Origin of the sequence: Ruthenibacterium sp. (assembly GCF_017421385.1) — a bacterium.
GTDB classification, from domain to species: Bacteria; Bacillota; Clostridia; order Oscillospirales; family Ruminococcaceae; genus Ruthenibacterium; species Ruthenibacterium lactatiformans.
The window spans coordinates 20,074-45,821 of the sequence record NZ_JAFOIN010000002.1; the positions used below are offsets into that span (position 1 = coordinate 20,074).

The 25,748-nt window shown below is 59.5% G+C and carries 20 protein-coding genes; 13 read left to right on the forward strand and 7 right to left on the reverse strand.

Features of this window, described 5'->3' with window-relative positions; translation table 11 throughout:
- Window positions 1-100 precede the first annotated feature (100 nt).
- Window positions 101-1,615: a D-alanyl-D-alanine carboxypeptidase family protein gene (locus IIY41_RS00235; protein WP_117472781.1), complete on the forward strand. Its 1,515-nt coding sequence runs from the start codon at window positions 101-103 to the stop codon at window positions 1,613-1,615.
- A gap of 124 nt (window positions 1,616-1,739) precedes the next feature.
- Here the strand turns inward: IIY41_RS00235 and IIY41_RS00240 are convergent, their stop codons facing one another.
- From IIY41_RS00240 to IIY41_RS00250, 3 genes are read right to left on the reverse strand one after another with little or no spacing between them, the layout of a single operon-like run.
- The gene (locus IIY41_RS00240) at window positions 1,740-2,300 is read right to left on the reverse strand and encodes a haloacid dehalogenase-like hydrolase (protein WP_050004845.1); all 561 of its coding nucleotides are present in this window, start codon (window positions 2,298-2,300) and stop codon (window positions 1,740-1,742) included.
- Window positions 2,301-2,312: 12 nt separating this feature from the next.
- Window positions 2,313-3,242, reverse strand: a complete 930-nt coding sequence (locus IIY41_RS00245; protein ID WP_009322086.1) for a UbiA prenyltransferase family protein — start codon at window positions 3,240-3,242, stop codon at window positions 2,313-2,315.
- An 18-nt stretch (window positions 3,243-3,260) separates the two neighbouring features.
- The gene (locus IIY41_RS00250) at window positions 3,261-4,964 is read right to left on the reverse strand and encodes a hypothetical protein (RefSeq protein ID WP_009322087.1); all 1,704 of its coding nucleotides are present in this window, start codon (window positions 4,962-4,964) and stop codon (window positions 3,261-3,263) included.
- 603 nt (window positions 4,965-5,567) lie between these two features.
- Between IIY41_RS00250 and IIY41_RS00255 the strand changes: the two genes are divergently transcribed.
- From IIY41_RS00255 to ymfI, 8 genes are all read left to right on the forward strand, one after another.
- Window positions 5,568-6,785 carry a BaiN/RdsA family NAD(P)/FAD-dependent oxidoreductase gene (locus IIY41_RS00255; RefSeq protein ID WP_287399100.1) on the forward strand — a complete coding sequence of 406 codons (1,218 nt, stop codon included), beginning with the start codon at window positions 5,568-5,570 and terminating at the stop codon, window positions 6,783-6,785.
- 75 nt (window positions 6,786-6,860) lie between these two features.
- Window positions 6,861-7,535, forward strand: coding sequence for a (d)CMP kinase (gene cmk, locus IIY41_RS00260; RefSeq protein WP_009322089.1), 675 nt, complete (start codon window positions 6,861-6,863; stop codon window positions 7,533-7,535).
- Window positions 7,536-7,537: 2 nt separating this feature from the next.
- Window positions 7,538-8,158 carry a lysophospholipid acyltransferase family protein gene (locus IIY41_RS00265; RefSeq protein WP_009322090.1) on the forward strand — a complete coding sequence of 207 codons (621 nt, stop codon included), beginning with the start codon at window positions 7,538-7,540 and terminating at the stop codon, window positions 8,156-8,158.
- Between the two features lie 56 nt (window positions 8,159-8,214).
- Entirely contained in the window at window positions 8,215-10,143 is a 1,929-nt protein-coding gene (locus IIY41_RS00270) for a bifunctional 4-hydroxy-3-methylbut-2-enyl diphosphate reductase/30S ribosomal protein S1 (RefSeq protein WP_119981022.1), read from the forward strand.
- A gap of 289 nt (window positions 10,144-10,432) precedes the next feature.
- On the forward strand, window positions 10,433-11,710 hold the full coding sequence (locus IIY41_RS00275) for a hypothetical protein (RefSeq protein WP_287399103.1): 1,278 nt from the start codon (window positions 10,433-10,435) through the stop codon (window positions 11,708-11,710).
- A 186-nt stretch (window positions 11,711-11,896) separates the two neighbouring features.
- A complete protein-coding gene (locus IIY41_RS00280) occupies window positions 11,897-12,868 on the forward strand; it encodes a CPBP family intramembrane glutamic endopeptidase (RefSeq protein WP_009322093.1) in 972 nt (323 codons plus the stop codon).
- A gap of 16 nt (window positions 12,869-12,884) precedes the next feature.
- The gene (locus IIY41_RS00285) at window positions 12,885-13,376 is read left to right on the forward strand and encodes a nucleoside deaminase (RefSeq protein ID WP_055079549.1); all 492 of its coding nucleotides are present in this window, start codon (window positions 12,885-12,887) and stop codon (window positions 13,374-13,376) included.
- Window positions 13,355-14,089, forward strand: coding sequence for an elongation factor P 5-aminopentanone reductase (ymfI, locus tag IIY41_RS00290; RefSeq protein WP_009322095.1), 735 nt, complete (start codon window positions 13,355-13,357; stop codon window positions 14,087-14,089). Before IIY41_RS00285 ends, ymfI begins: the two co-directional genes overlap by 22 nt.
- A 52-nt stretch (window positions 14,090-14,141) precedes the next feature.
- Here ymfI and IIY41_RS00295 read toward each other — a convergent pair whose 3' ends face one another.
- The gene (locus tag IIY41_RS00295; RefSeq protein ID WP_009322096.1) at window positions 14,142-14,639 is read right to left on the reverse strand and encodes a pyridoxamine 5'-phosphate oxidase family protein; all 498 of its coding nucleotides are present in this window, start codon (window positions 14,637-14,639) and stop codon (window positions 14,142-14,144) included.
- Window positions 14,640-15,014: 375 nt separating this feature from the next.
- On the opposite strand from IIY41_RS00295, the gene IIY41_RS00300 reads away from it, so the two are divergent.
- From IIY41_RS00300 to lysS, 3 genes are all read left to right on the forward strand, one after another.
- Entirely contained in the window at window positions 15,015-17,093 is a 2,079-nt protein-coding gene (locus IIY41_RS00300) for an elongation factor G (protein ID WP_287399106.1), read from the forward strand.
- A gap of 361 nt (window positions 17,094-17,454) precedes the next feature.
- Window positions 17,455-17,937 carry a transcription elongation factor GreA gene (gene greA / locus IIY41_RS00305; RefSeq protein ID WP_009322098.1) on the forward strand — a complete coding sequence of 161 codons (483 nt, stop codon included), beginning with the start codon at window positions 17,455-17,457 and terminating at the stop codon, window positions 17,935-17,937.
- Window positions 17,938-18,046: 109 nt separating this feature from the next.
- The gene (lysS, locus tag IIY41_RS00310; RefSeq protein WP_069971815.1) at window positions 18,047-19,612 is read left to right on the forward strand and encodes a lysine--tRNA ligase; all 1,566 of its coding nucleotides are present in this window, start codon (window positions 18,047-18,049) and stop codon (window positions 19,610-19,612) included.
- A gap of 852 nt (window positions 19,613-20,464) precedes the next feature.
- Here lysS and IIY41_RS00315 read toward each other — a convergent pair.
- The 3 genes from IIY41_RS00315 to IIY41_RS00325 all read right to left on the reverse strand — a co-directional run bounded on the left by IIY41_RS00315 (window position 20,465) and on the right by IIY41_RS00325 (window position 23,996).
- Window positions 20,465-20,941 carry a GNAT family N-acetyltransferase gene (locus tag IIY41_RS00315; RefSeq protein WP_058723618.1) on the reverse strand — a complete coding sequence of 159 codons (477 nt, stop codon included), beginning with the start codon at window positions 20,939-20,941 and terminating at the stop codon, window positions 20,465-20,467.
- A gap of 146 nt (window positions 20,942-21,087) precedes the next feature.
- Window positions 21,088-23,394 (reverse strand): AAA family ATPase, encoded by a 2,307-nt coding sequence (locus IIY41_RS00320; RefSeq protein ID WP_058723617.1) that lies wholly within the window; start codon window positions 23,392-23,394, stop codon window positions 21,088-21,090.
- 146 nt (window positions 23,395-23,540) lie between these two features.
- Window positions 23,541-23,996, reverse strand: coding sequence for a hypothetical protein (locus IIY41_RS00325; protein WP_009322102.1), 456 nt, complete (start codon window positions 23,994-23,996; stop codon window positions 23,541-23,543).
- 321 nt (window positions 23,997-24,317) lie between these two features.
- Here IIY41_RS00325 and IIY41_RS00330 point away from each other — a divergent pair, with 321 nt between their 5' ends.
- Window positions 24,318-25,697: a vWA domain-containing protein gene (locus IIY41_RS00330; RefSeq protein ID WP_050004836.1), complete on the forward strand. Its 1,380-nt coding sequence runs from the start codon at window positions 24,318-24,320 to the stop codon at window positions 25,695-25,697.
- Window positions 25,698-25,748: the final 51 nt, after the last annotated feature.

Genomic DNA, 25,748 nt, shown 5'->3' on the forward strand with positions numbered 1-25,748 from the left:
GGAAGGCTTGCACTTGTGATATACAAATTGTATAATACCATTGATAACTTTAACTTGTTTTCGGTGGAAGCGCTGAAAGCAGAGGTGAGGAGTGCGGCAAGTGAAGAAACTGCTGGGGATGATCCTGACGCTGGCGCTGGCGGCGGGTCTGGCTTGGCCGGTGTACGCCGAAAGCAGCACCGTGCCGCCGGAGGTGACGGCGCACGCATACCTTGTCATGGATGCACAGACGGGGCAGGTGCTCGTACAGAAGGGCGGCGCCGAGCGGAATTATCCAGCCAGTATCACGAAGATTATGACGCTGGCGCTGGCTATGGAAAAATGCGGCGGCGACATGACGCAGCAGGTCACGGTCAGCCCGGACGCGGTCTATTCGCTGGAGGCGGGCTCGTCCCATGTCGCGCTGCAGCCGGGAGAGGTCGTGTCTCTCAACGATCTGTTCCATGCCACGATCCTGGCCAGTGCCAACGACGCGGCCAATGTGTTGGCAGAGTACACCGCCGGCAGCATGGAGGCGTTTGTGGAGTTGATGAACGCCAAAGCCGCGGAGCTGGGCCTGGCGGGCACCCATTTTGTAAATGCCAACGGCCTGCACAGCGCCGACCACTACACCACGCCCTACGACATGGCCCGCCTGACACAGTGGGCGATGACGGTGCCGGGCTTTTCCGAGTTGTTCGGCGCAACGTCCTATACCATGCAGCCCACCAACAAGCAGGAGCAGGAGCGTCTGTTTGGCACCGATAACTGCATGCTGGTAACGAACAAATACCAGTATGAGGGCACCACCGGCGGTAAGAGCGGCTGGACGGAGGAGGCGGGCTACACGATGGTGGAAACCGTCACCCGCAGCGGCAGAAGTCTGATCTGCGTGGTGATGGGAAGCGCAAAAAAGTATGACAAGTTTTCCGACAGCATCGCATTGCTGGATTATTGCTTCGATCATTTCACGCCCGTCACGCTGGCGGCTTCGGATATTACGTCCCCGCAGGTGCCGGTGTATTACGCCGAAGGAGCGCCCTCGGTGGGCAGCGCGCCGCTGGCCCTTTCGGAGGAGGGCTACACGTTCCTGCTCCACAGTGCGCTGGCTGCGGATGACGTGCAGGTCACGTTTGATACGCCGGAGCGCTACATGGTGGACGAGCCGTTCACCGCAGCAATGACGGTCAGCCTGAGGGAGGGCCTTTCGGCCGGGAGCTGTATGAACCGCGAGATCGGCGTTTATACGTTGGGCATCGACGAGAGCGCAGTGTCCGCGCTTTTGGACGCCAATGCGAAGGAATTTGTGGACAGGCCCGCCTGGTGGGAGGTCGCGCTCAAGGTGCTGGGCGTGCTGTTCTGTATCTTTCTTTTACTGGCCGCTCTGGTGGCCGGGCGCATCGCTTATGTGGCGTACGTTAAGGCGCAGCGCAAAAAGCGCAGGCTGGCACGCCGCCGTGCTGCCATGCTCGCGGCGCAGCAGGGCCTTATGCCCCGCGTGCAGCAGCCGCGGCCCGTACACGGCCCGGCCATGACGCGGGAGCCTGCGCCCGCACTGCGCGTAGTGCAGGGAGGCCGCGCGGAAGGCGTGCCCGCCGGCCGCACAGCCATGGGCGCTTCCCGCGGCAGAGATTGACCGGCTGCGCGGCTGGCGGAAACGTCAAATTGAAAAAGCGTGCCCTGAATCGGCCTGTTGGCCTGCTCAGGGCGCGCTTTTGTTGTGCTGAAAATATCTGCCGCAGCCGCGCGGGAACGGAGCCTTACACCTCCCATGAGGTGTAAGAATCTCCCCGGACCAGAAAGGCGCGGCGTGCCAGGTGCGCCAACGGCGCGTCTGAGCGGGAATCGGAATAAAACTGCCCGATCTCCGCATCCGGATATTGCTCCCGGAAACGCGACACCTTTTCCGCTCCCTTGCAGTTGAGGCCCGTGTAACGCCCGGTGCGCGCATCTACACGGGAGGCGATGGGCGGGCGGATACCCAGCCTGCGGCAGGCGGGCGCCAGCAGAAATTCCGGTGAGGCAGAAACGACCAGGTCGTCCGGCTGCTTCTGGGCCAGATACCACGGGCGGAACCGGCGTTCATGCGTGCGCCAGAAATCCTCCGCCCAGGCGTCCGCGTCCGGCACGCCCTGCAAAAAGGAAAAAAACGCTTCCTTGAACGCTTCCTTAGCCGTGCGGCCCAGCGCATAGCGCACGGCGGCGGCGCACTGCCGGGGCAGAAAGCGTGCCAGCCCCGGCGCGCGCTTCAGGCAGTAGGCCCAGAAAGCGCGGGTGCTGTCGCCGCGAAAGATCGTGTCGTCAAAATCGTATACGTTCATGGCGGCGCACCATTACAAGCCGATGATCTTGGAGTCGAGAAAGACCTCCAGCGCCGGGATCTTGATGAACAGCGCCAGAATGAATACGGCGGCCAGTATGATCATGTACATCAGCAGCCCTTTCTCCCGGTAAAGCTTCTCCGGCTTCTGCACGGCGGAATCCTTTTTGAAGGCAAGATGAAAGTAAAAACAGAACAGCCCGCACAGGAAGGGGACCACCAGCAGCAGCTCGATCTTGTATTTGATGATGAAGATACCGCACAGAAACAGCGAGCACATGGCGTAGAAGAACGCGGAGATCAAGAGAGACTGTTCGGTGTACTGGCCGAAGGATTTGCGGTACAGCGCGGCGGTGCTTTTGTCACCGATCATACGGTATTCGGCATAGCGCTTGATGGCCATGAGAAACGCGCCGCCCAGCCAGTAGCCCAGCACGATGGTGACCGGCGGCAGATAGTCCGCCGTTACGAAAAACCAGCCCAGCAGCAGGCGGATGGCATTGTTGATGGACTCCGACAGTACGTCCAGATACGCGATATCCTTGGTGCGGAAGGGCTTGACATTGTACAGAACACCCATCACCAGCAGCCACAGCTCGCATACAAAGAACGGGATGTTCACCAGCAGCGAAGCGCCAAGCCCAACCGCGGCCAGCACCGCATATTCCGCGGCAACGATTTTTCCGCTCATGGTGTTCTGCACCACGGGGCGTTTTTTCTTGGTGGGATGGTACTTGTCGAACCTGGCGTCCAGCCATTCGTTGATGACATAGTTGGCCGAGGCGATCATGCAGGTGCAGAAGAAACTGACCAGCGCGATACCGGCCAGGCCGCCGTAGGAGCCCTTCCAGCCTACCAGCAGCAGCGCGAACAGCGTGCCGGGGAAGATGAACAGGTTTTTGATCCAGTGGTCCGGACGGGCGATCTTGATATAGTCTTTCATGTTGAAGAACGTCCTTTCTTATTTAAGGCTGTACGGGGAAGCGGACAAGGCGTGCCCCTCGAACCATTTGGCCGTGCCGTAAGCCAGAAACGCCAGCATGGGCGCACAGGCTGCCGAGAGGTACATCAGATAGATGTCGAATGAAAGCGTCACGGCCATGAGATAGGCAATAGCAGCCATGCGCAGAAGCCCGGTGAGGAAGAAGCCCAGCATCAGCACGCTGCCCGCAAGGTCCGCAGGCGGCTGCTTTTTTTTCAGTCCGCGTACGCAAGCGGGCGCATACCGCACAAGCCACAGCACGGTGAGCAGCAGCATGGGCCAAAGCAGGATGCGCTGCACCCAGGTTACAAGATTCAGCAGCTTGTAGGCAATTTGATTGAGAGGCGCAAAGTAGGGCAGATCGGTGTTGGCCTGTGCGGCGATGGTGCTCTGGCAGTGCAGATAACTCTCCCATTCTTCAGTTTGGTCGGGCCGGGCGATGGAAAGTATCTGGGTCGGTTCGGTCTGCTCGAAGAGAACGAACACCTTGACCTCGTCAAAAAATTTACCGATGGTAGGGGCGACATATTCCGCCTTGATCGGAGAAAACACACCGCTGTGTCTGCGCCCGGCGGGGACAAGCCCTGCATCACAGGCGGCGTTTATCTCGTCGGCCACCGCGCGCCAGAAGTTTTCTGCGTCCTGGGCTGTGTCGTAGTAACCGGCCGTCCAGGCAGCCTTGCGCAGCACCCAATGGATGCCGCCGGAATTCAGCTCGCCTGTTTCCGGGTCGCCGTAGCCGTTGTACATCTCGGGCGTCTCCAGCACATCCTGAAGTTTGGCGAAGGTGGGGGATACTTCATACAATGCAAGGCGTGTGGACAAAGGGATGAGCTCGTAGCGCTTCTGGTCATCCGGATACGCGCGGGACAGCGCACCCATGGCGTCATTGAATTCGCTGGAAGTGAAATCGCTGATGATAAAACGGCCATAATACTTGTAGTTCATGCCGCACCAGGCCGCGATGCCGCCGCCCCACAGCGCTAATGGTACCAGCAGCAGCGCCAGGCGGCTCTTTTTGTGCGCAATGCTTTTGTCCAGAAACAGATAAGCAAGATAAACCGCCGCCGCGCACAGAACGAACGGCAGCAGCAGCGCGTTGTCCTCGTGGCACAGCCAGGCCGCCGCAAGGGAAAGGCCGGCGGCAACATAATAAGGCAGCGCGCGCAGCGGTTTTTCCCGAAAGCGCGTGAATGCGCCCAATAGTCCTGCCAGCGCCAGCAGCACCAGGGAGGGATAGATATTGTCGCGGTAGACGCGCAGCGTATTTTCCGCCCAGGAGGCCGGGGTATACAGCGTGACGGCGAATACGAACAGCCGTCCCCAGTTTGTGCGCATCACGGGCTTCAGCGCCGCCAGCAGCACCAGGCAGCTCACCGCGAACAACGCCTGACCGCCTACGACGATGTTGACGTGCAGCAGGTTCAAAAACGCCAGCCAGAGCGCATAAAACGAATGCTTGCCCAACGTGAGCCAATCGTATTCTCCCAGCCAGTTCCCGGCGGAGATGCTCTTGGCAAGGTTGAACATCAGCGTGTCGTCGATGGGGGAAAGATCCGGCGAGGCGACGATGAGCTGGAAGCTGCACAGGCCCAGCTTGACGGCAGTGAGGGCCAGCGCCAGTACCCACAGCCACCGTGCGCGCAGATCCCGCTTCGGCAGCAGCTTTTTCAGTTTCGACATGGCTTGTCTCCTTTTGCGGCGCGCCGGGGCCGGGCGCCGTTTGCTTGGCAGCCGTGCAGATGTACCGCGCACGGCTATGGCCATAATTGTATATTATTATATCACTATAAGTACTGCGTGCGCAACACGGGCGGCACATGTGCGTGCTGAAGGGTGAAATAAGCATGAGAGGTTGAGTATTTCTGCACGGGCCGTTATAATAATGTCTGGCATATGGCGGCCGGCTGCCGCGGGAGCTGAGGGAAAACGGTTGTTGCACAAGGGGATTGATGGTATAATAACCTCAAACCCGCCGCTTGCGCGGCTGCGCGCACTTCGTGCGCTGATGCGCTTTTGTGCATGGGCCTGAAATATTGCATCGCGGAAAACCGCGGCAGTTCCCCGCCAGCCAAAAGCGTGGCGGGCGTTTGATGCGCGGTCCGGTCCGGGCGGCTGCACATTTCGCGGATATTTTGGTCTGCCGTGCTTGCGCTTTTCTCAAACGCGGCTTCGGGGACAAAACTCCGCCGCGTTTTTGCTGAGGCCGTCCCGGACGGCTTCCCTGATGCAAAAGATGCCGAAAAGGTCGCGCGGCGGACTGTCGTCGTGCGGGAAGGATAAGCCATGGAGGATTGTATCATCATCGGAGCAGGCGCGGCCGGGCTGTTTGCCGCCGGCGCTGCCGTGCACGCGGGCAAACGCGTCACGGTTCTGGAGCATATGGACGCGCCGGGCAAAAAGCTGCTCATTACAGGCAAGGGGCGGTGCAATGTCACCAACAACTGCGGTCCGGATGAGTTTTTGAAAAATGTGCGCCGCAATCCGCGTTTTTTGTATTCGGCGCTCAACGCCTGCCCGCCCGCTTTCGTGATGGAGCTGCTGGAAAAAGGGCTGGGCGTGCCGCTTAAAACGGAGCGGGGGCGGCGGGTATTTCCTCAGAGCGACCGCGCGCAGGACGTGCTGGACGCTCTGCTGCGCTGGGCGAAGGGTGCGCGTCTGCGGTACGAGGGCGCACGGGAGCTGATGTTGGAGAACGGCCGCTGCACGGGCGTGCGCCTGCAGAGCGGCGAAGCGCTGCGTGCCGGGGCCGTACTCGTGGCAACGGGCGGCGTGTCTTATCCGGTGACGGGCTCCACGGGCGACGGCTACCGTTTCGCACGGCAGGCGGGCCACACCGTAATGCCGCCGGAACCGAGTCTTGTTTCCCTGGTGGAGCGCGGAGGGGTGTGCAGGCGTATGATGGGTCTTTCCCTTAAAAATGTGGCGCTCACACTGTACGAAGGAAAAAAGGTGCTGTTTTGCGAGCAGGGTGAGATGCTGTTCACGCATTTCGGCATGTCCGGGCCGCTGGTGCTTTCCGCCAGCGCACACATCCGGGATATGAAAAAATACGGCTACCGCGTCTGTATTGACCTCAAGCCTGCGCTGCCGCCGGAAAAGCTTTATAAGCGCGTCTCCGAGGACTTTGCGCTTCTTGCGAACCGGGAGGCTGCGAACTGCCTTGTGAAGCTGCTTCCGGCCTCCATGCAGCCTGTGATGCTGGACGTGTGGGGCATGGACCCGCAGCGCAAGGTGAACCAGATCACCCGGGAGGAGCGCCGGCGCCTGGTGGAGCTGCTGAAAGCGTTCCCGGTCGAGCTGGCCGGAAAGGGCGACCTTGCCCATGCCGTCGTTACCAGCGGCGGCGTCAGCGTAAAGGAAGTGGACCCCAAAACAATGCAGAGCAAGCTGTGTCCGGGGCTGTATTTCGCGGGCGAGGTGCTGGATGTGGACGCGTACACGGGCGGCTACAACCTGGGAATCGCGTTCGCCACAGCATATGCGGCGGCAAGCCATCTGTAATCGGCCGGACGGCTGTCAATCATGACCGGGCGCATGCCGCAGTGCGGAGCGTCCTGGGGGGAAGAGGAGAAAAATATGATTTCCATTGCCATCGACGGCCCGTCCGGTGCGGGCAAATCCAGTCTGTCGCGGCGGCTTGCCGCAGAGCTTGGCTACATTTATGTCGATACCGGCGCCATGTACCGTACCATCGGGCTGCATGTGCTGCGCAGCGGCGCAGACACCGAGGATGAGGATGCCGTGGCGGCGCTCCTGCCGGGCATCCGGCTGGAGATGCGCTATGTGGACGGTGTGCAGCATATGTTTTTGAACGGGGAGGACGTTTCCGGCCTCATCCGCACCGAGGAGGTGTCCATGGCTGCATCCCATGTTTCGGCACACCCGTCGGTGCGCGCGTTCCTGCTGGACGAACAGCGTGCATTGGCAAAGGATAACAATGTGCTTATGGATGGGCGCGACATCGGTACTGTGGTGCTGCCCGGTGCGCAGGTGAAGATATTTCTGACGGCCAGCGCGGGAGACCGCGCCCGGCGCCGCTACGATGAATTGATTGCCCGCGGGGAATGGGTGAGCTACGAGCAGGTGCTGGCGGATGTGGAACGGCGGGACTATAACGACACCCACCGTGCCGCCGCGCCGCTGCGCCCCGCTGCGGATGCCGTTACCGTGGACACCACGGGCTTTACCTTCGACGATGCGTTCGCGCTGCTGCTGTCCACCATCCGCGCGCGTCTGGGGCAGGAGGGGTAACGATGTGGTTTTACTGGATCATCGTGCCGTTGGCGTGGCTGGTGTGGCACATCGCGTTCCGGATCAGGGTCATCGGAAGGGAGAACCTCATCCATGACAGGGGCTTCGTCATCGCGCCCAACCACATCTCCGCCATCGACCCTGTATTCGTCGTTATTGCCCGGTTTTGGGGCAGGCCCATGGTCATCATGGCCAAAGAAGAGCTGTTCGAGATCAGCCGCCTGCTGAACTGGGCCTGGCGGCATGTGGGCGTCGTTTGTGTGCGCCGGGGAAAGGGCGACGCCACAGTGGTGGAAAACACTGTGCGCGAGGTGCGTGAGGGCCGCGGGGCGCTGGTCTTCCCCGAGGGCACGCGTACCAAGGACGGCAACCTGGGTAAGCTGAAGAGCGGAGCATTTGTCATTGCGGCCGAAGCGGGCGTGGATATGATCCCCTGCCGTATCATCTACAAAGGCGGAAAAATGCGGGTGTTCGGCCGCTGCACCGTAGTGTTCGGCAAGCCGATCCCCGCGGAAAAATTGAAGCTGGGCGAGCCGCGCAGCGCCGCCCGCCTGCGCGAATGCAAGGCGTTGCTGGCGGAAGAGCTGGAAAAGCTGCTGGAGGAAAACCGGCAATACTTATAAAAGTGTAAAAGAGAAAGTGCGCTGCCTGCGGCGCCCTTTTTCCAAGGAGCTGTGATATGAAGATCATTAAGGCAAAGACGGCGGGCTTCTGCTTCGGAGTGGACCGTGCGGTAAAGCTCACCTACGGCCTGCTGGAGCAGGGCGTGCGGGTGGCTACGCTGGGGCCGCTCATCCATAATCCTCAATGCGTGGCGGACCTTGCGGCCCGGGGCGCCGTTACCGTGGATACACCCGAACAGGTGCCCGACGGCTACGAGGTGGTGGTGCGCAGCCACGGCGTGCCGCAGTGCGTGTACGATGCGCTTGGGGCCCGGGGCCTTGTGGTGCATGACGCCACCTGCCCCTTTGTGGCCAAAATCCACCGCCTGGCCCGCAGGGCGGGTGAGGAGGGCAAAACCCTGCTGGTCGCAGGCGACGAAAACCATCCCGAGGTGCAGGGCATCGTGGGACACACACGGGGCAGTGTATTTGTTTTTGCCGATTTGGAGGAGTTAAAAGCACTTTTAACTCCAGAAAATACCAAAAATGGAATTTTTGTGGTAGCTCAAACCACTTTTGAGGTGAAAAAGTGGCAAGAATGCGTAGAGTTTCTCAAAAAAGTATATACAAATCCGAGCATATTTGATACAATATGTAATGCAACATGGGCGAGGCAGCATGAGGCGGAGTGCCTTGCGCGCCAATGCGACCTGATGGTCGTCATCGGCGGGCGGCAGTCCTCCAACACCCAGAAACTCGTATCCGTTGCCGGGCGCCATACAAAGGCCGCCGCCGTGGAGACAGCACAGGAGCTGGACCCCGCGTGGTGGCGCGGCGCAGGCACGGTGGGAGTGACGGCGGGTGCATCCACGCCCTCGTCTATTATTGAGGAGGTACTGAGCAGTATGAGCGAGGAAATTCGTGAAGAGGAATTGAGCTTTGAGGAAATGATCGACGCTTCCTTGAAGCCGGTATACAATGGAAAGGTCGTAAAGGGCATCGTCACCGGCGTTTCCCCCAGCGAGATCCAGGTGGATATCGGCACGAAGCAGACCGGTTTCGTCAAGCTCGAGGAACTCACCAATGACCCGTCCGCCAAAGCGGAGGATCTGGTCAAGAAAGGTGACGAGCTCGACCTCATCGTAACAAAGGTAAACGACCAGGAAGGCGTTGTCTATCTTTCCAAAAAGCGTCTGGATGAGAACAAGGGCCGCGAGGCCGTTGCCGCTGCTGTCGAGAGCGGCGAGATCCTGGAGGGCTTCGTCACCGAGGCCAACTCCGGCGGCGTTGTGGTGCTGGTGAATAACGTGCGCGTGTTCGTGCCGCGCTCCCAGGCCACGCTGCGCCATGGCGAGGATTATACCGCCCTGGTGAAAACGAATGTCCGTCTGAAGATGAAGCAGTGCGAAGGCCGCCACATCGTGGGTTCCATCCGCGAGGTCCTGGCCGCCGAGAACGACGCCAAGCGCGAGGAGTTCTGGGCCAATGTGGAGATCGGCAAGCAGTACACGGGCGTTGTCAAGAGCCTGACCAACTACGGTGCGTTCGTGGATATCGGCGGCGTGGACGGCCTGGTTCATATCAGCGAACTGTCCTGGAACCGCATCAAGCATCCGTCCGAGGTCGTGAGCGTCGGCGATACCATCGATGTGTACGTCAAGGATATCGACACCGAGAACAAAAAAGTGTCTCTGGGCTATAAGAAAGCCGAGGACAATCCCTGGGAGAAATTCAAGGCCGAATATCCCATCGGCAGCGTGTTCAAGGCGCCCGTGGTGTCCATCACCAAGTTCGGCGCATTTGTGCGCATCCTGCCGGGCATCGACGGCCTGGTGCATATCAGCGAGATTTCCAACGAGCGTGTTGAGAAGGTCTCCGATGTGCTGAGCGTAGGCCAGGAAGTGGAAGTGAAACTCACCGATGTGGACTTCGAGAAAAAGCGCATCAGCCTTTCGATGAAGGCGCTGCTCTCCGGCAGCGAAGCGGACGGCGAGGACGCCGAGTGATTTAAAACCGGAAAACGGCCATGCGGAGCGATCCGTATGGCCGTTTTTTATTGTGCCGCGGCAAAAATGCTTCCGACGGTCCGTTCCGGTGTGCTTGGAAGATTGTCATAGATTTTTAAGATTTTTTTTGAAATGAAACCGGATGCGGGAGCGTCTACTATAATGGAAAGACAATGTCAGCGATACTGCGGCGGCGGGATATCATGTGCCGTTTTTGCATACAATGATAAAGTATGCCGCGGACCGTGGAGGTTTGGCAGGAAGGGTTGCAGATGTGGGTTTGAGAGCAATGAAGAAAAGATGTGTAGCGGTGCTGACAGCAGCGCTGTGCCTGATGCTGGTGTTGGGGCTGCAGGCATGCGCCGGGTCCGGCGGAGGGCGACCCATACAGGACCCTCAGGCGGGAACGGTGCTTCCCGAGGGAGCTAAAAAAGAAGAAGGCGTGGTACTGGACGCCTCGGACGGACAGTTCATCCTCCGTGCCGCAGGCGGCGGAGAGTATGTGTTCCGTATGGACGGCGCCGAGGACATGGTAGAAGGCGGCGTACAGGCCGGCCAGTATGTGCGCATCTGGTACGACGGCGTTTTGACGGACACCAACGCCCGAAATGTAAAGCTGCTGCGCATAGAGGCCGCGCAGGAAACGCAGCCCGACTCCCTTTCGATGGGGAGCACGGCCGACGGCGTTGTAACGGCGTTCGATGAAGAGAGCATCACACTTCGGACGGCGGGCGGTGAAACCTACACCTTTGCGGCGGGCCGGAGCGTACGTGCGCTGAAGGGCGAACCACGCGAGGGAATGTGGGCGCGCGTGTATTTTGATGGCGCACCGGACGGCGCGGTGGTGAGCCGTGTGACAGCGCGCGTATCGGAGGGAGATGTGTTCACCCTGGCGGGACGTATCCGCGCCGTGGATGAAAAGGCGGATACGATCACCTTTTTGGCAGATACAGGGGAACGTTATATCTTCGCGCTGGGCTTCGCCGAGGTGGATATGCCGGATGGCCTGCGCGCGGGAAGCCGCGCGGTGCTGAGCTATTCGGGCAGCGTCGCGCCGGAGGATACATCCCATGCCATGCTGCTGCGTGTGCAGGCGGAAAAGCTGGCGGATGCACAGGCTGTGCGGGGCACGGTGTGTTCCGTGAACAGCAAACAGGGCAGCATCGGGGTATGTACGGCGGACGGACGTGTACTTGCCTTCTACACGGGGAAATCCCTCACCGGGCAGCAGGGCGGAGTGGAGCCGGGAGATGGTGTGCGCGTCACTTATTCCGGTTGCATCAGCGGGGAATCCACCCGTTCCGCACAGCTTCTGTCACTGGAGGTCACGGCCCGGAAAGATGCCAATAAGAGCGCCGTGCTCGGTACGGTGCGTGCCGTGAGCGATACCGCACTGACGCTGGCCGCCGCCGACGGCCGGACACTGAAATTTGAAGCTGTGCCGGGAAAGTCTTTTCCGGAGGAGCTGAAAAAAGGCGATACGGTCCGCGTGTCCTACACCGGGTGGATCGAAGGGGAGGATACCTCTGAGGCTGTTTACGCTTCCGTTTCCCGTGCATATGCCTGAACCGGCGCGGTTGTTTTGATTCGCCGCTTCTCCCGGTGAGTCCTTCATAAAAATATTTCCGCTGTGAAAACGCGATGCGATTTCACAGTGGTTTTTTTTGCCGGAATATTGTAATATAGAAGCTGGATATCATCGGCGCGGGCCCCGCGCGGGCCGGCGGAATAAACAGAGGGAGGTGGCTGCGGGATGGCGCGCAAACAACAGAATGACCCGCTGCGCTATGCGGCGAACCTGACGGCGCTGGCGGCGGCGGTGTATTTGGGCGTCACGGCGCTGCTGCGTTTGGCCGTAGGGCAGCTGCTGCGCCTGTTCAACAAAAGCGCTACGCTGGAAAACCCCATTGCTGTGCCTGAGTGGGTGCTGGGCGTATTCAACGTTCTTCTGCCCGCCGCCGGGTTGGCGGCAGCGTTCTGGCTGCTGGCCGTGGGAGTGCGCGCTACGCCCATGCGCCTGCGGATTTCGGTGCAGATGCCTCGGGACGGGCGGCTGTGGCTGTTCGTGCCGGTGTTTTTAGGGGCGGGCTTTCTATGCAGCTTGCTTACTACGCTTTTGCAGCGGCTGCTGGCCGCGTTCACCCGGTACCGCGCGCCGGAGGCCATCCGTCTGCCGCAAAGCGGATTTGCCACGTTTTTGTATTTCATCGGCATGTGTGTGGTACCCGCCGTACTGGAGGAGCTGCTGGTGCGCGGCGCCATGCAGGCAGTGCTTTCCCGCTGGGGAACATGGTTTTCCATCGTTGTATCCAGTGTGGTGTTCACGCTGCTGCACGGCGATATCGCGCAGATGCCGTCTCTGTTCATCCTGTCGGTGCTCATGGGGCTGGCGGCCTACTGTACCGGCTCTCTGGCGCTGGGAATGGCGCTGCACTTTGCTTATAATACAATGTCGTTTCTTTTTTTATATGCGGCGCAGAAGATGGACGGCGTGTCCGCCTTTGCGTTTGCGGGATACCTGGTGGCCGTGTTCTGCGTGGGGGCCGTGGTGTGTCTTGCGGCCATTCGCCGCCTGGGCGTAATGCGCCGTTTCAGGCCCATCCCCCGGGTATACGACCCCAAGAACCGCCAGAGCCGTCTGGAGCGCCTGGCGTCTGCGCCGCTGTTCCCGCTGGTGATGGCGTGCATGGCGCTGCGCGCGGCATGGCCGCTGTTCGCGAAATAAGGAAAGTTGGTTTCATATGGATGATATCACGTTGATGCGTCTGGCGCTGGCCGAAGCGGAAAAAGCCGCTGCGTTGGGCGAGGTGCCTGTAGGCGCGGTAGTGGCGAAGGACGGGGAGCCTGTGGCGGTGGCACACAACACGCGGGAGACCGGCAAGAATGCCACGCATCACGCCGAGCTGCTGGCCATAGACGCGGCATGCCGCGCTTTGGGCGGCTGGCGGCTGTGGCAATGCGAGTTATTTGTGACGCTGGAGCCGTGCCCCATGTGCGCAGGGGCCATCGTCAACAGCCGTATCAAGCGCGTCGTGTACGGCGCACGGGATGCAAAGGCGGGCTGCTGCGGCAGCGTAACGGATCTGTTTGCGCTGCCTTTCAATCACCGCCCCCAGGTGGAGGGCGGGCTGCTGGAGGACGAATGCGCCGCGCTGCTGGCGGCGTTTTTTGAAGAGCTGCGCCGCAGGCGCAGAGATGGGAGCAAGCCGAAATGGAAAAAACCGCAATCGTGACAGGAGCTTCCCGCGGCATCGGCGCAGCCGCAGCGCTGGCGCTGGCCGCGCAGGGGTGCCGTGTGGCCGTGTGCTGCCGCACCCGGCGGGACAGTGCCGAAAGCGTGGCGGCTCGTATCCGCGCTGCGGGCGGCACGGCGGCAGTATTCTGTGCAGATGTCTCTGACGAAGCGGCGGTGCGCACGATGTTTGCGCAGGTAGAGCAGACGCTGGGGCCGGCGGACATCCTTGTCAATAATGCGGGCGTTGCACAGCAGAAGCTGTTCACAGATATCACTGCGGCTGAGTGGGACGCCATGTTCGGCGTATGCGTGAAAGGCGCGTTCCACTGCTGCCAGGCCGCGCTGCCGCATATGATACGCCAAAAGTGGGGCCGCATCATCAATATTTCTTCCATGTGGGGGCAGGTGGGGGCCTCCTGCGAGGTGCACTATTCCGCGGCAAAGGCGGCGCTTATCGGCTTTACCAAGGCATTGGCCAAGGAGGAAGGCCCAAGCGGAATAACGGTAAATTGTGTGGCGCCGGGCGTAGTGGAAACGGATATGATGGCTGTTTTCTCCCCGGAGGATAAGGCGGCGCTTGCAGAGGAAACGCCGCTGTGCCGTCTGGGCGCGCCGGAGGACGTGGCCGCTGCCGTCGCGTTTCTCGCATCGGACGCGGGCGCTTTTTTCACGGGGCAGGTATTGGCGCCCAACGGCGGGTTTGTCGTCTGAGGCTTTTATAGATGTAATATAAGGGCGGGAGCCTTGTGTGCTCCCGCCCTTTTCAGAATACCGGAATATTTGCGCGCGGCTGTAAAGCCATTTCGACCTGAGCTGTAAAGGGGAATTCCGCCGCCGTCCCGTTGATGAAATCCACCCGGTAGCCTGTCCCGTCCTTGTGGAAAAAACCGCTCTCCGGTACGATGCGCAGATAACACAGGTTGGAGTCGCCTTCATCGTTGCAGGCAAAGTGCCACGGCTCGAACGCCCCCGCCAGCGCTTCGCGCGCCGCCTGGTTGGCAGGCAGCAGCGGATGTCCCATGAAATGGGCTTTGCACTTAAAGGTGTGAAAACTGCTGCAGAGCGAAACACAGGGGTTTGCTTTCATCTCCCGCACTTTGGCGGAACGGCCGTGCGTGACCACCCAGAATGCGCCGCCCATATAACAGGCGTCCACCACCCGCTGCGAAGGAACGTTCTCCCGCGCGGTCGCCAATACGAAGGTGCAGTCCTTTTCGAAAAGCTCGCGCAGGACCTCCAGGCTTTTTTCATATGCCGTCATAACGCGTCCCTTTCTCCGGACGGCTGAACGCGCCCGGCTCGATGTTCCGCGGGCGCCTTTGGGGCCGGCCCGCCTTGTGGCATCATTTTATCATGCACATCGTCCGCATACCAGCTTTTTTTGACGAAAGCGCGGCGGTATGTGTTTTTCTGCATTTTGTCTGCGCCGCAGGCACGAGGACGGCTTATTGTTTGCGCCGGGCAGCCATTGTTGAAAACCTCTTGTCAAACTATACAATCTTATGCTGGAAGATTGTACGTAAGATTCTTTCTTTTTTTACAACATTATCTTTAAAAAGCGACGCGATTGTGATACTATTTTTGTATAAGTTGCTGCCATGCGTTTTGCGCAGGGCGGAAAAGAGGGTTGTTGTTTATGAATTACGCAAACGATCACATCCGAAACGTCCTCATAGCGGGCCACGGCGGCGCCGGGAAAACCAGCCTCGCCGAAGCGCTGCTGTTTACCGCCAAGAGCACCGACCGCCTGGGCCGTGTGGAAGACGGGAACACCGTATGCGATTACGACCCCGAGGAGGCCAAGCGCCGCGCATCCCTGTCGCTGGCCGTAGCGCCTGTCGAGTATGACGGCGTAAAAATAAATCTGATCGACACGCCGGGTCTGTTTGATTTTGAGCTGGGTCTGCACGAGGGCATCTGCGCTGCCGAGAGCGTGCTCATTACAGTGTCCGGCCGCAGCGGCCTCACCGTCGGTGCGCAGAAGGCGTACAAGCTGGCGCTGAAACACGGCAAGAGCCGTATGATCTACATCTCTAAAATCGACGCCGAGCATGCCGATTTCTATAAAGTATTTGAAGAGCTGAAAGCGGAGTTCGGCCCGTCCATCTGTCCGGTGGTCGTGCCCATCGAGCAGGCCGGCGGCCGCGTGTTTGTGAACCTGATCGAATCCAAGGCGTACAGCTACGTCAACGGCACGGCCCGCGAAGTGCCTATGCCCAAATACGGCCATCGGGAGGACGGGCTGATCGAGGCCATGCGCGAGGCTGTGGCCGAGACCGATGACGCGCTGATGGAGAAATTCTTCGAGGGTGAGCCCTTCACGCAGGAGGAGTTGACGGAGGGTGTGCGCGTAGGCGTTAAAACGGGCGCCATCACGCCGGTACTCTGCGGCTGCTCCACTGCGCTGGCGGGTACGGACATGGTGCTGCGCTACATCAAAAAGCTGCTGCCCAGCGCAGCGCGCGGCGCTGGGTGCGTTGCGGCGGACCGCGACGGAAACGAAGTGGAGATCGCCTGCGAGGCGAAAGACCCGCTGTGCGCATATGTATTCAAAACAGTAGCAGACCCGTTTGTGGGTAAGATGAGCTATGTCAAGGTTGTCAGCGGCACGCTCAAGGCGGACTCTCCGGTGGTAAACAGCCGCACGGGCGAGCCCGAACGCATGGGCAAGCTGGTGTTCGTGAAAGGAAAAAAGCAGACGGATGCGGCGGAGATCGGCGCGGGCGACATCGGTGCCATTACCAAGCTGCCTGCCGCGCAGACGGGCGACACGCTGTGTGCGCCGGGCCGTGTGGTGAGCCTGCCGCGCCCCGAGTTCCCCCGGCCTACGCTGTCCATGGCCATCAAGGTAAAGCAGAAAGGCGACGAGAGCAAGATCAGCGGCGCGTTGCAGCGCCTGATGGAAGAGGACCCGACGCTGGGGTACGCCGTCAACACCGAGACGGTGCAGCAGGTGATATCCGGTCTGGGAGAGCAGCATCTGGATGTGGTGTGCGCCAAACTCAAAAGCAAGTTCGGCGTGGAGGTGAGCCTCACCGAGCCGCGTATCGCATACCGTGAATCCATCCGTAAGAAATGTAAGGCACAGGGCCGCCATAAGAAGCAGACGGGCGGTCACGGCCAGTTTGGCGACGTATGGATCGAATTCGAGCCGACGGACGAGGGAGAGTTTGTATTTGCCGAGAACGTGTTCGGCGGCAGCGTGCCCAAGAACTATTTCCCGGCGGTGGAAAAAGGCCTGCAGGAGGCCGTGCGCCACGGCGTGCTGGCCGGCTACCCCGTGGTGGGCCTGAAGGCCACGCTGCTGGACGGCAGCTACCACCCGGTGGATTCTTCCGAAATGGCGTTTAAGATGGCTGCGAAGCTGGCCTACAAGGCTGCGCTGCCCGAGGCTGGCCCCGTGCTGCTGGAGCCCATCGGCAACCTGATGGCTACTGTTCCGGGCGATGTGCTGGGGGACATCATGGGCGAGGTGACAAAGCGGCGCGGCCGCGTGCTGGGCATGCATCCGGCCGAGGATGGTCAGCAGACGCTGGAAGCCGACGTGCCGGTCAGTGAGATGCATGATTTCACCACCTATCTGCGCCAGCTCACGCAAGGACGCGGCAGCTTTGTATTTGAATTCACCCGCTATGAGCCGCTGCCCTCCAATTTGGAGCCGAAGGTCATCGAGGAAGCGAAGAAGTTCATTGATATGAAGGACGACGAGGAGTAACGTCCCAATACCAGCGGAAAACCGCCACAGGAGGGAGATGATTTTCCCTCCTGTGGTTCTCTTTTGTCCGGACGATGCATAAAATAGCAGCATCAGGGGGATTTTACAGCAGGACGGTGTTTGTGTACGCCCGTCTGCCGCCGCCCATTGTATACAAGGGAACGGAACAGGCTCGCAAAAAATGTCTGTTCAGCCGTAATATACAAAGAAATCCCCATTTACTGGTGCAATTTGTATAATTTTGGTTTTCCGCTTGACAGCCAAAAGCAAAAACACTATAATAACCCATATTGTACAAGTGCCCCACATTTTGTACTGTGGCGCGGCGCGGTACCAATATCTGTGAAGGAGACCGGAGACCTTGGAAAAAGAAATTGTCATGACCTATGCCGGCTTGCGTGCATTGGAGGACGAGCTTGAACAGCTGAAAACCGTCAAGCGCAAAGAGGTGGCCGAAAAGATTAAAGTGGCCCGCGGCTACGGCGACCTTTCCGAAAACAGTGAATATGACGAAGCCAAAAACGAGCAGGGCCTTGTGGAAGGCCGCATTGCACTTTTGGAAAAAATGCTCAAGCATGCCCGCGTCGTCACCGAGGACGAGCTTTCTACCGACCATATCAGCGTCGGCAGTCATGTGCGCATCAAGGATGAGGACGGGGATGAAGACGAATACGATATCACCGGTTCCACCGAGGCTGACCCGGTGAACGGAAAGATCTCGGATGAATCTCCCATCGGAGCGGCCCTTATTGGCCATTCCGTGGGCGATAAGGTGGATATCACGCTGCCCAGCGGCGCAGTTGTGCAGTACGAAGTGATGGAGATCGGCCGAGCAGAGCTGTAAGCCGCACAAAATCAGGCTTTTTTCAAAAACAGGTGCGAAAGCACCTGTTTTTGTGTTATATTTTGTGCTATACTGGATGGGACAAATTGCGAGATGTTGGAGGACAAGCATGGCAAACGAAACGTTGGAACAGTTGGGCAATGCGTTGGAGGCAGCCCAGCAGAAGATCGGGGCCGTAGCCGAAGAAGTGAGTGAGCAGGCGTATAACGAGCTGGTCGCCATCCGGCGCGAAAAGCTGCGCGGCTTGCAGGAGGCCGGAAACGACCCCTTTGAGCTGACAAGCTATCCCCAGGCGGATTTTGCCGCCGAGGTGAAAGAGAGCTTTGTGGACGTGCCCGAGGGTGAACAGGGCCGCAGCGTGTGCATGGCGGGCCGCATGATGAGCAAGCGCGTGATGGGCAAGGCCAGCTTTGCGGACCTTCGGGACACCACGGGCAACATCCAGCTTTATGTCCGCCGGGACGACGTGGGTGTGGAGGAGTATCAGGCGTTCAAGAAATTTGATATCGGCGATATCATCGGCGTCAGAGGCTTTGTGTTCCGCACGAAGATGGGCGAGATCAGCGTGCATGTCACCGAGATCGTACTGCTGAGCAAGAGCCTGCTGCCTCTGCCCGAAAAATTCCACGGCCTGAAGGACCGCGAGGCGCGGTACCGCCAGCGCTATGTGGACCTGATCGTCAACCCGGAGGTGCGCAAGACGTTTGAGGTGCGCTCCAAATTTATTCGCCATATGCGCAATTACCTGGATGAGCGCGGCTATATGGAAGTGGAAACGCCGGTGCTGAACACCATCGCAGGCGGGGCTGCGGCGCGTCCTTTCGTGACCCACCACAACACGCTGGATATTGATATGTATATGCGTATCGCCACAGAGCTGCCGCTCAAGCGGCTGATCGTAGGAGGCATCGACCGCGTGTATGAGATCGGCCGTATTTTCCGCAACGAGGGCATGGACCCGAAGCATAACCCGGAATTTACGACCGTGGAGTTGTATCAGGCGTATGCGGATTTCCATACGATGATGGACATTGCCGAGGGGATCCTTTCCTCGGCCGCGCTGGAGCTGCTGGGCGGCTATGAGGTGGAGTGGCTGGGCGAAAAGATCGACCTTACGCCGGGCTGGCGCCGCCTGACTATGGTGGACGCCGTGAAGGAGTATGCAGGCATCGACTTCGGCGCCATCTCCGACAATGCCCAGGCGGTTGCCGCGGCCGAAGCCATCGGTGTGGAGCTGCCGGAGGCGGCGGAGCCCACTTGGGGCAACGCGCTGTACGCCTGCTTTGACCAGCGTGTGGAGGAAAAGCTCATTCAGCCCACATTCATCACAATGTATCCGGTGGAGGTATCTCCTCTGACAAAGCGCAGCCCGCAGGACAAGCGTTTGACGGAACGCTTCGAGCTGTTTATTTGCCACAGTGAGATGGCAAATGCCTATTCCGAGCTGAACGACCCCATCGACCAGCGCGAGCGCTTCGTCAAGCAGGCGGAGCAGCGCGAGCGCGGCGACGACGAGGCCGAGATGCTGGACGAGGATTTCCTGACGGCTCTGGAATACGGCATGCCCCCGACGGGCGGCATGGGTATGGGCATTGACCGCTGTGTGATGCTGCTGACGAATTCCAGCACCATCCGCGAGGTCATCCTTTTCCCCACGATGAAACCCATCGACTGATAAAACCATAATCTATAGTTGAATTCGCAATGGAAAACAACTATGGCAACACCGCACAATTCTAAGTGTCGAACCGCGCCGACAGATTTTTGTGACAGTTGTAGGAAAATCTGCAAGCGAGACGACGCTTAGGCATCAGCCGTGAATTGTGCGGTGTTGCCCTATATGCTGCGGAGCTCTGTGCTGTCAAACTGTGGATGACAGCATTTTGACAGCAAATTGTTGAAGAATAATGCATCGTTATGAAGAATGACGGAGTTCAAACGAATAAGCTACAGGTTTAGCAATGCTATGAGAGCACTTCTTAGAGTTCATCTGAGAAGTGCTCTTTTTTAATTTCTGCAGCAGTCTTCTGGTACGGTCTAAGGCAAAAAGGGAGGATACACAATAGGAAGGAAAGCTACAAGTCCAGACCCGATTGCAGACAAGCTGCTGGCTCATACCGCAGCACAGGCCATAACAGGCGAGCCGGTGCGAAAGCGCCTGCTTCTGCTTATCCGATTCAGCTGAATGATGTAAATGCGTTATCGCATACGAGCTGGATTTGCAAATATCACATTGCGGCTGCGCCAAAATATCGCAGGAAAGGATGCGGTAAAAATCGTGGAGCACATCAAAACCGGATGGAGGAAAACAGAGCGGGAAAACATCTGACGATGCTGGAATAAGCCCGCTTGCGGGCAGCCGGCAGTAAAATTTTTGCGGCTGGCGGACCGTACTTGTGCCACCGGGCGCGCATGCCGGTAATACAGGGCTTTGCACGCATATGCAAAACCGGTGGTTTCTCTACAATAAAAACGCGCCCGCATCCGAAATATATCCGGCCTGCGGGGCGCGTTTTCTGTTGGCGTATTATACTTTTATCTCCGTATTCGGCCGCGCCGGGGCGAGCTTCAGGCAAAGCTCCTGTTCCTTTCCGTCGCACCGTCCCGTTGGGCAAAAGCCAAAATCTGTATACAGGGCGTACGCTGCCTGGTTTTCCGGGCTGCAGGTGAGCAGCACCGTGCCGGACGGCCCAAACGGCTTTGTTTTGATATATCGGATCACCTGCGCCAAAGCAGCTTTGCCGTACCCCTTTCGCTGGTGCGCCGCGTCGATCATGAAATGCCAGATATTGTAGGTCTGTTCCTCACGGTCGTAAATAACCATGACGTATCCGATCATCTTGTCCCCGGCGTAAATGCCGAAGGGCATACACTGGTCCCGGTACACATAAGCCTGTGCCAGACTGCGGATGGGGGATGAGACAAAGCGCTCCTGCCCATTGCCCAGCCGTAGCGCAAAGCATTCCAGAAAATTTGTTTCGTCTATCTGCGTCAATTTTATCATGACAGCCTCCCTTGATGCGAAGGGTCAGCATTGCAGGACCCTCCTGGTCTTATTGCGAAAAAAAGAGCCTGATATTTTCGCATAGTGAACATCTCCTTTGCTTGTCAGATATCTATAAAAACGCAGGCAGACCTGCGGAAGGCTGTTTATACTCCGCCCACATCGTCCAACTGGAAATCCTCGGGCAGCAGCAGGCACAGGTCTGCTTCGGGCTGGGCCACAAGGCGGCGGGACTGGTTGAGGATGGCCTCCTCCACTTTGTTGCGGGCCAGCCGCCCGTTGCCTGCGTCCCGCGCGCGGGTGAGCTGCACGGCGTTGAAATAGGCCAGCAGATTTGCGTCGCAGCGCTCGTCCAGCGTATACCCCTTGCCGCCCGCCTGCAGCTTTGCAATGGCCAGCAGCTCTTCGCCGGTATAATCGGGGAATTCAATGATGTTTGGAAAACGGCTTTTCAGGCCGCTGTTGGCCGTCAAAAATTCGGCCATCTCTTTGGAATAGCCGGCCAGGATAACGATGAGATCGTCCCGGTGGTCCTCCATACCTTTGACCAGCGTATCAATGGCCTCCAGCCCGAAGCTGTCGTCTTTTCCGCGGTACAGGCTGTATGCTTCGTCGATGAACAGCACGCCGCCCACGGCGGATTTGAGCACCTGTGTGGTAAGCGGTGCGGTGTGGCCCACATAACGGCCCACAAGGTCGGCGCGTGTCACTTCCACCAGCTGCCCGCCGCTCAGTACCCCGATGGCCTTCAGGTAACGGCTCACCAGCCGGGCAATGGTCGTTTTGCCTGTGCCGGGGTTCCCGGTGAAGATCATATGCATGGAAACGCTGGCCGTCTTGAGACCGGCGGCTTTGCGCCGCGCCTGCACGGCAAAATTGTCCTCCAAACTGAGTACGTATTCCTTTACGGCTGCAAGGCCTACGATGCCGTCCAATTCTGCCTTTACAGCTTCCACCTCGCCTTGGTAAGCTTCAGGAAGCAGGGAGAGCAGATCCGCCGGGCCTGCGCCGAAGTCTGCAGTCAGGCGGCCGTCCGCTGCGCCCAGCGCGGCGGCTTTGGGTGCGTCGTCGTGTTCCAGCCGGTACTGGGCCAGCGCGCGGTAGGCGCGGTCCCAGAATGCCAGCACGCCCTGCGCGCCCTTGGCGCGTCCGCTGCTTTCGGCGGCGAGGAGCAGTGCCGCATCCCCGGCTGTGACGGTGAAGCCCAGCGCCTTTTGCGCGCGGGCAGCCAGCTTGTCAAATTCCGCTTTCGCCACAGCGGACAAGCTTTCGGGCGTGAGGGCGGCCGTCTCACAGATATCTCCCAGCGCCGAAACAAACGGCGCGCCGAAGCTGTCCGCCAGTTTGGCAACGGGGGCCTCGCTGAGCAGCACAAGGTATTTGCCCCGTGGCGTGAGCGCGCCCACGGCGTCGGTGACAAGGGCGTTGCCCGCGTCCACCAGACGGCCGTTCTGCAATACGTAGCGCCCGGCCAGCGGGCTTTTGCCCCGCTGCACCAGATTGGACAGGACCGTCAGGAACGCAGGCTGGCAACGCTCGTAGTGTTCGAACACTACGATGTCGCCCTTGGCGGCCAGCGCCATATACAGATCCTGCAAAAAAAGCTTTTCCTCTGCGGCGGTTGGGTACAGCGACAGATCCATCCAGGAGATATCCCCGCTGACGAACACGCCGCGCCGGGCCAGTTCCTCTGCGGCGGCACACAGACTCAGGTGCTTGCCTGTGTCCGCCGGACCGGTGACGAGGAAAGCGTTGCGCGCGCTTTCACCCTCGTGGCCCATCACATACGGCCGCTTGAGCGCGATGACCAGCTTTTGAAGATAATCCGGCTGACCCAGTACGGTTCCGCCCAGCGCTTCGGCCAACCCGTCGAAGCCCTCCAGCCCCGCCTTGCCCCGCGGGGCGGCGTGGTTGGGCAGGGGAGCCGCGGCCGCCTCTTGTGCGAACCCGCCGGCAAGGCCGCGCACTTCAGGAGTCTCCAGCTCACGTCCGATGCGGTGGATGTCCTCCAGCGCGCTGCGGTTCAGGGCCTCGATCTCCTTTCGCTGGCGCGCGATGGCCTCGTCCAGCGCCGCACCCGTGCGTGGAGCCGCGCGCTCCAGAGCCTGCAGCTCCCGCGCGGCGTTTGCAGCCCGGCGTTCTATGGCGGCAAAGTCCGGCGCGGCGTGGAGATCTGTCCCGGGGGGCTGCTTTCCGATGGCGTCAAAGTCAATGACTGGTACGTCCGCCTTGGGGCGCGCGTCCTCCCGCGAGGCGCCGCGGGAGGGTGCCGCGGGCCGTCCCGGCGCGGTGCGGCGCTGAGGGCTCCGGCCGCGCGGGGACGGCTGTTTCGGTTCAGGCTCCAGCGTCAGACGTGGCGTTTCCGGCTTCTCCCGGCCTGCCGCCTGCCCGCCGGTGCGCAGTGTGCGCGAACCGAACACGCTGTTCAGCAGATCGTCGATATCGTTTTTCATGATGCTCCCCTTTCCATACAATGCACACAAACAGGCTTTTCAAAGCAGCTGACGGCTTGTTCCGCCCAAAGCGTTGGCTGCGACGTTATCATTATCCCTGTTTTTATTGCTCCGCAACAAAAACTTATCCGGACGGCCCGCATGTCCTAAAAAACAGCCGCAGGCTGTTTTTTAGCATAATCAATATGCGCCAGAATTTCAATGCTGTCGGCATATTTATCATAGGAGTGCTTGCCATCCTTGTCGATTGCCCGGTCGTCGGCCAATTGAAGTATAAAGCGGTCGCTCTGGTTCCAGACGATGATCCGCATTGTAACTTTCATGAGATGCGAATAGCCGGTCAACACTGCATAACCGGATTCCCCTTTGGCAAAAGCAGACCGTCTGATGTCGCCGCCGTTTGCCAGAACGTCCCTGGTGACATCCTGTGGAGTTGTTCCGGCGATCATACCCACCGCAAGGGATTGGAATCCCTTTTCTTGAAAATCGGTGCGGATCACAACATCCAGAATGGAGAGCAGCTGCTCCCAGCCGATCTTCCAGGTCAACTCATAATATAAGGTGGTAAAAATCCCCTCTTTTTTAATATCTTTTAACTGCATTCCCATTCCCTCACAAGCCCTGCCCGGCGCGCCGCAGCAGCAGGCAGAAATTTTTGCTGCTGCGTCTATTATATCATAAACCCGTCTGGAAAACGACGATGCGCGCGTTTTGCGCCCGCAAAATCCACTGCGGCGGGAAAAATGGGAAACCCATCCGAATGCGCTATCCCTGTCCGGCGGCACAACGTCCCCATCGGACGCATACGATAGCGCAGAAGCCAATGGGGCACACGGGGCGCGGGTGGAAAAGCCGTGCCGGGTGCGCCCCGAAAAAACGCGGCGAGCGGGTGCAGGCCCGGCCGCTGATGAAAGGAAATCAGTATGGGTATCACACATGTAGACAAAATCCTCAGCGAAGAGAGGATCGACTGCGACGGCATTCTGAACGTAACGCTCAGCGTTACGGCGCAGCCGGACGTCGTCAACAATCCCGTGGATATCGCGCTTGTTTTGGACCGTTCCGGCAGCATGACGGGCACCCCGATGATGCATTTGAAAGCGGGGGCCAAGGAGTTTATCGACATCGTCATGAAACGCACTGGCGGACGCATGGGAAGGCTAGCCAACGGCAACCGTATCGGCATCGTAAGCTTTGCGGGCACGGCAAGCATAGACGTGCCGCTCACCGAGGATGTGGAAGTGCTGAAGCAGGCGGTAGACGCGCTGCAGGCGCAGGGTAATACCAACCACGCCGATGCGTTCACTCAGGCGGGAACACTGTTCGGCGCTACCATGCGCAAAAAAGTGCTGGTCATTTTCACCGACGGCGAGACGACTGTCGGGCCGGACCCGGCGCCGATAGCCGCCGCGCTGCGCGACGACGATGTGGAGATCTACTGCATCGGCCTGGTGGGCCGCACAGGCCTGAACGAGGAAACACTGCGCAGCTGGGCCAGCGAACCTGTGGACGAACACGTCATTACCACCCCAAATGAAGAGGAATTGGAGCGTGCATTCCACGATCTGGCCGATACCATCGCCGGGCCGGGCGCGACGAATATTCACATTGAGGATATCATCAGCACAGAATTTGCCATCATCGGCTTCGAGCCGCCGCTCATCGGCGAAGCGGAGCTGGAGAGTTCGCAGATCATCCACTGGTATATCTCCGAACTGGCGGACAGTGAAGAGGAGACTGCGGAGCTGATATTCACGGTGCGCCATATGTCCGGCTCAGGCGGGCATATCGAAGTGAACGATTCCATCCAGCTCACCGACGATGAGGGCTCTGTCGTAGAATTCCCGTCCCCCTTTGTAACGGTAGACTGCGGTTCCATCATCGTGCCGGAGTGTCCGGAACCCATCGACGTCCACGCCGACCCCTGTCAGGATTCCATATTCGTCGATGCCGGGGACATCATCATGACGGATTTGGGCCGTATCCTTCAGGTGGACTTCGTACTGCACGACATCTGCCCGCACCGCCGCACCTCCGTCGGCATTATTGTAACAGAGCTGATGGATGACGGCATCGAGGCTTCCCGCGGCTTCAAGGTACTGACGATCCCCGCCCACACCGGCTCAGGCTGCCGCGACGTACATGTGATGTGCGTGCCCTTTGTTCTGCCGGAAGACCCGGACGCATGCGGCTGCAACAACGGCATGTGCACAGGGCGCACCTTCCGTGTGCGTATCATCGCCCACCCCATGGACTACACCTGGAACTGCTGCGGCACCATCCCCGTAGGCCGGAAGGTGTGAGCCCGGTTCCCCCTTTTCCGCGGAAGCGGCGCGGCCCTGCCGGGCCGCGCC

Excerpts from the sequence above, each read along its gene's own strand:
- lysS (WP_069971815.1), top strand. The coding sequence starts at position 18,047 with ATGGCAAACGAAACGTTGGAACAGTTGGGCAATGCGTTGGAGGCAGCC.
- IIY41_RS00275 (WP_287399103.1), top strand. The coding sequence starts at position 10,433 with ATGAAGAAAAGATGTGTAGCGGTGCTGACAGCAGCGCTGTGCCTGATG.
- IIY41_RS00245 (WP_009322086.1), bottom strand. The coding sequence starts at position 3,242 with ATGAAAGACTATATCAAGATCGCCCGTCCGGACCACTGGATCAAAAAC.
- IIY41_RS00315 (WP_058723618.1), bottom strand. The coding sequence starts at position 20,941 with ATGATAAAATTGACGCAGATAGACGAAACAAATTTTCTGGAATGCTTT.
- IIY41_RS00240 (WP_050004845.1), bottom strand. The coding sequence starts at position 2,300 with ATGAACGTATACGATTTTGACGACACGATCTTTCGCGGCGACAGCACC.
- IIY41_RS00320 (WP_058723617.1), bottom strand. The coding sequence starts at position 23,394 with ATGAAAAACGATATCGACGATCTGCTGAACAGCGTGTTCGGTTCGCGC.
- ymfI (WP_009322095.1), top strand. The coding sequence starts at position 13,355 with ATGGAAAAAACCGCAATCGTGACAGGAGCTTCCCGCGGCATCGGCGCA.
- IIY41_RS00255 (WP_287399100.1), top strand. The coding sequence starts at position 5,568 with ATGGAGGATTGTATCATCATCGGAGCAGGCGCGGCCGGGCTGTTTGCC.
- IIY41_RS00270 (WP_119981022.1), top strand. The coding sequence starts at position 8,215 with ATGAAGATCATTAAGGCAAAGACGGCGGGCTTCTGCTTCGGAGTGGAC.
- IIY41_RS00300 (WP_287399106.1), top strand. The coding sequence starts at position 15,015 with ATGAATTACGCAAACGATCACATCCGAAACGTCCTCATAGCGGGCCAC.
- IIY41_RS00295 (WP_009322096.1), bottom strand. The coding sequence starts at position 14,639 with ATGACGGCATATGAAAAAAGCCTGGAGGTCCTGCGCGAGCTTTTCGAA.
- IIY41_RS00325 (WP_009322102.1), bottom strand. The coding sequence starts at position 23,996 with ATGCAGTTAAAAGATATTAAAAAAGAGGGGATTTTTACCACCTTATAT.
- IIY41_RS00280 (WP_009322093.1), top strand. The coding sequence starts at position 11,897 with ATGGCGCGCAAACAACAGAATGACCCGCTGCGCTATGCGGCGAACCTG.
- IIY41_RS00265 (WP_009322090.1), top strand. The coding sequence starts at position 7,538 with ATGTGGTTTTACTGGATCATCGTGCCGTTGGCGTGGCTGGTGTGGCAC.
- IIY41_RS00285 (WP_055079549.1), top strand. The coding sequence starts at position 12,885 with ATGGATGATATCACGTTGATGCGTCTGGCGCTGGCCGAAGCGGAAAAA.
- cmk (WP_009322089.1), top strand. The coding sequence starts at position 6,861 with ATGATTTCCATTGCCATCGACGGCCCGTCCGGTGCGGGCAAATCCAGT.
- IIY41_RS00330 (WP_050004836.1), top strand. The coding sequence starts at position 24,318 with ATGGGTATCACACATGTAGACAAAATCCTCAGCGAAGAGAGGATCGAC.
- IIY41_RS00250 (WP_009322087.1), bottom strand. The coding sequence starts at position 4,964 with ATGTCGAAACTGAAAAAGCTGCTGCCGAAGCGGGATCTGCGCGCACGG.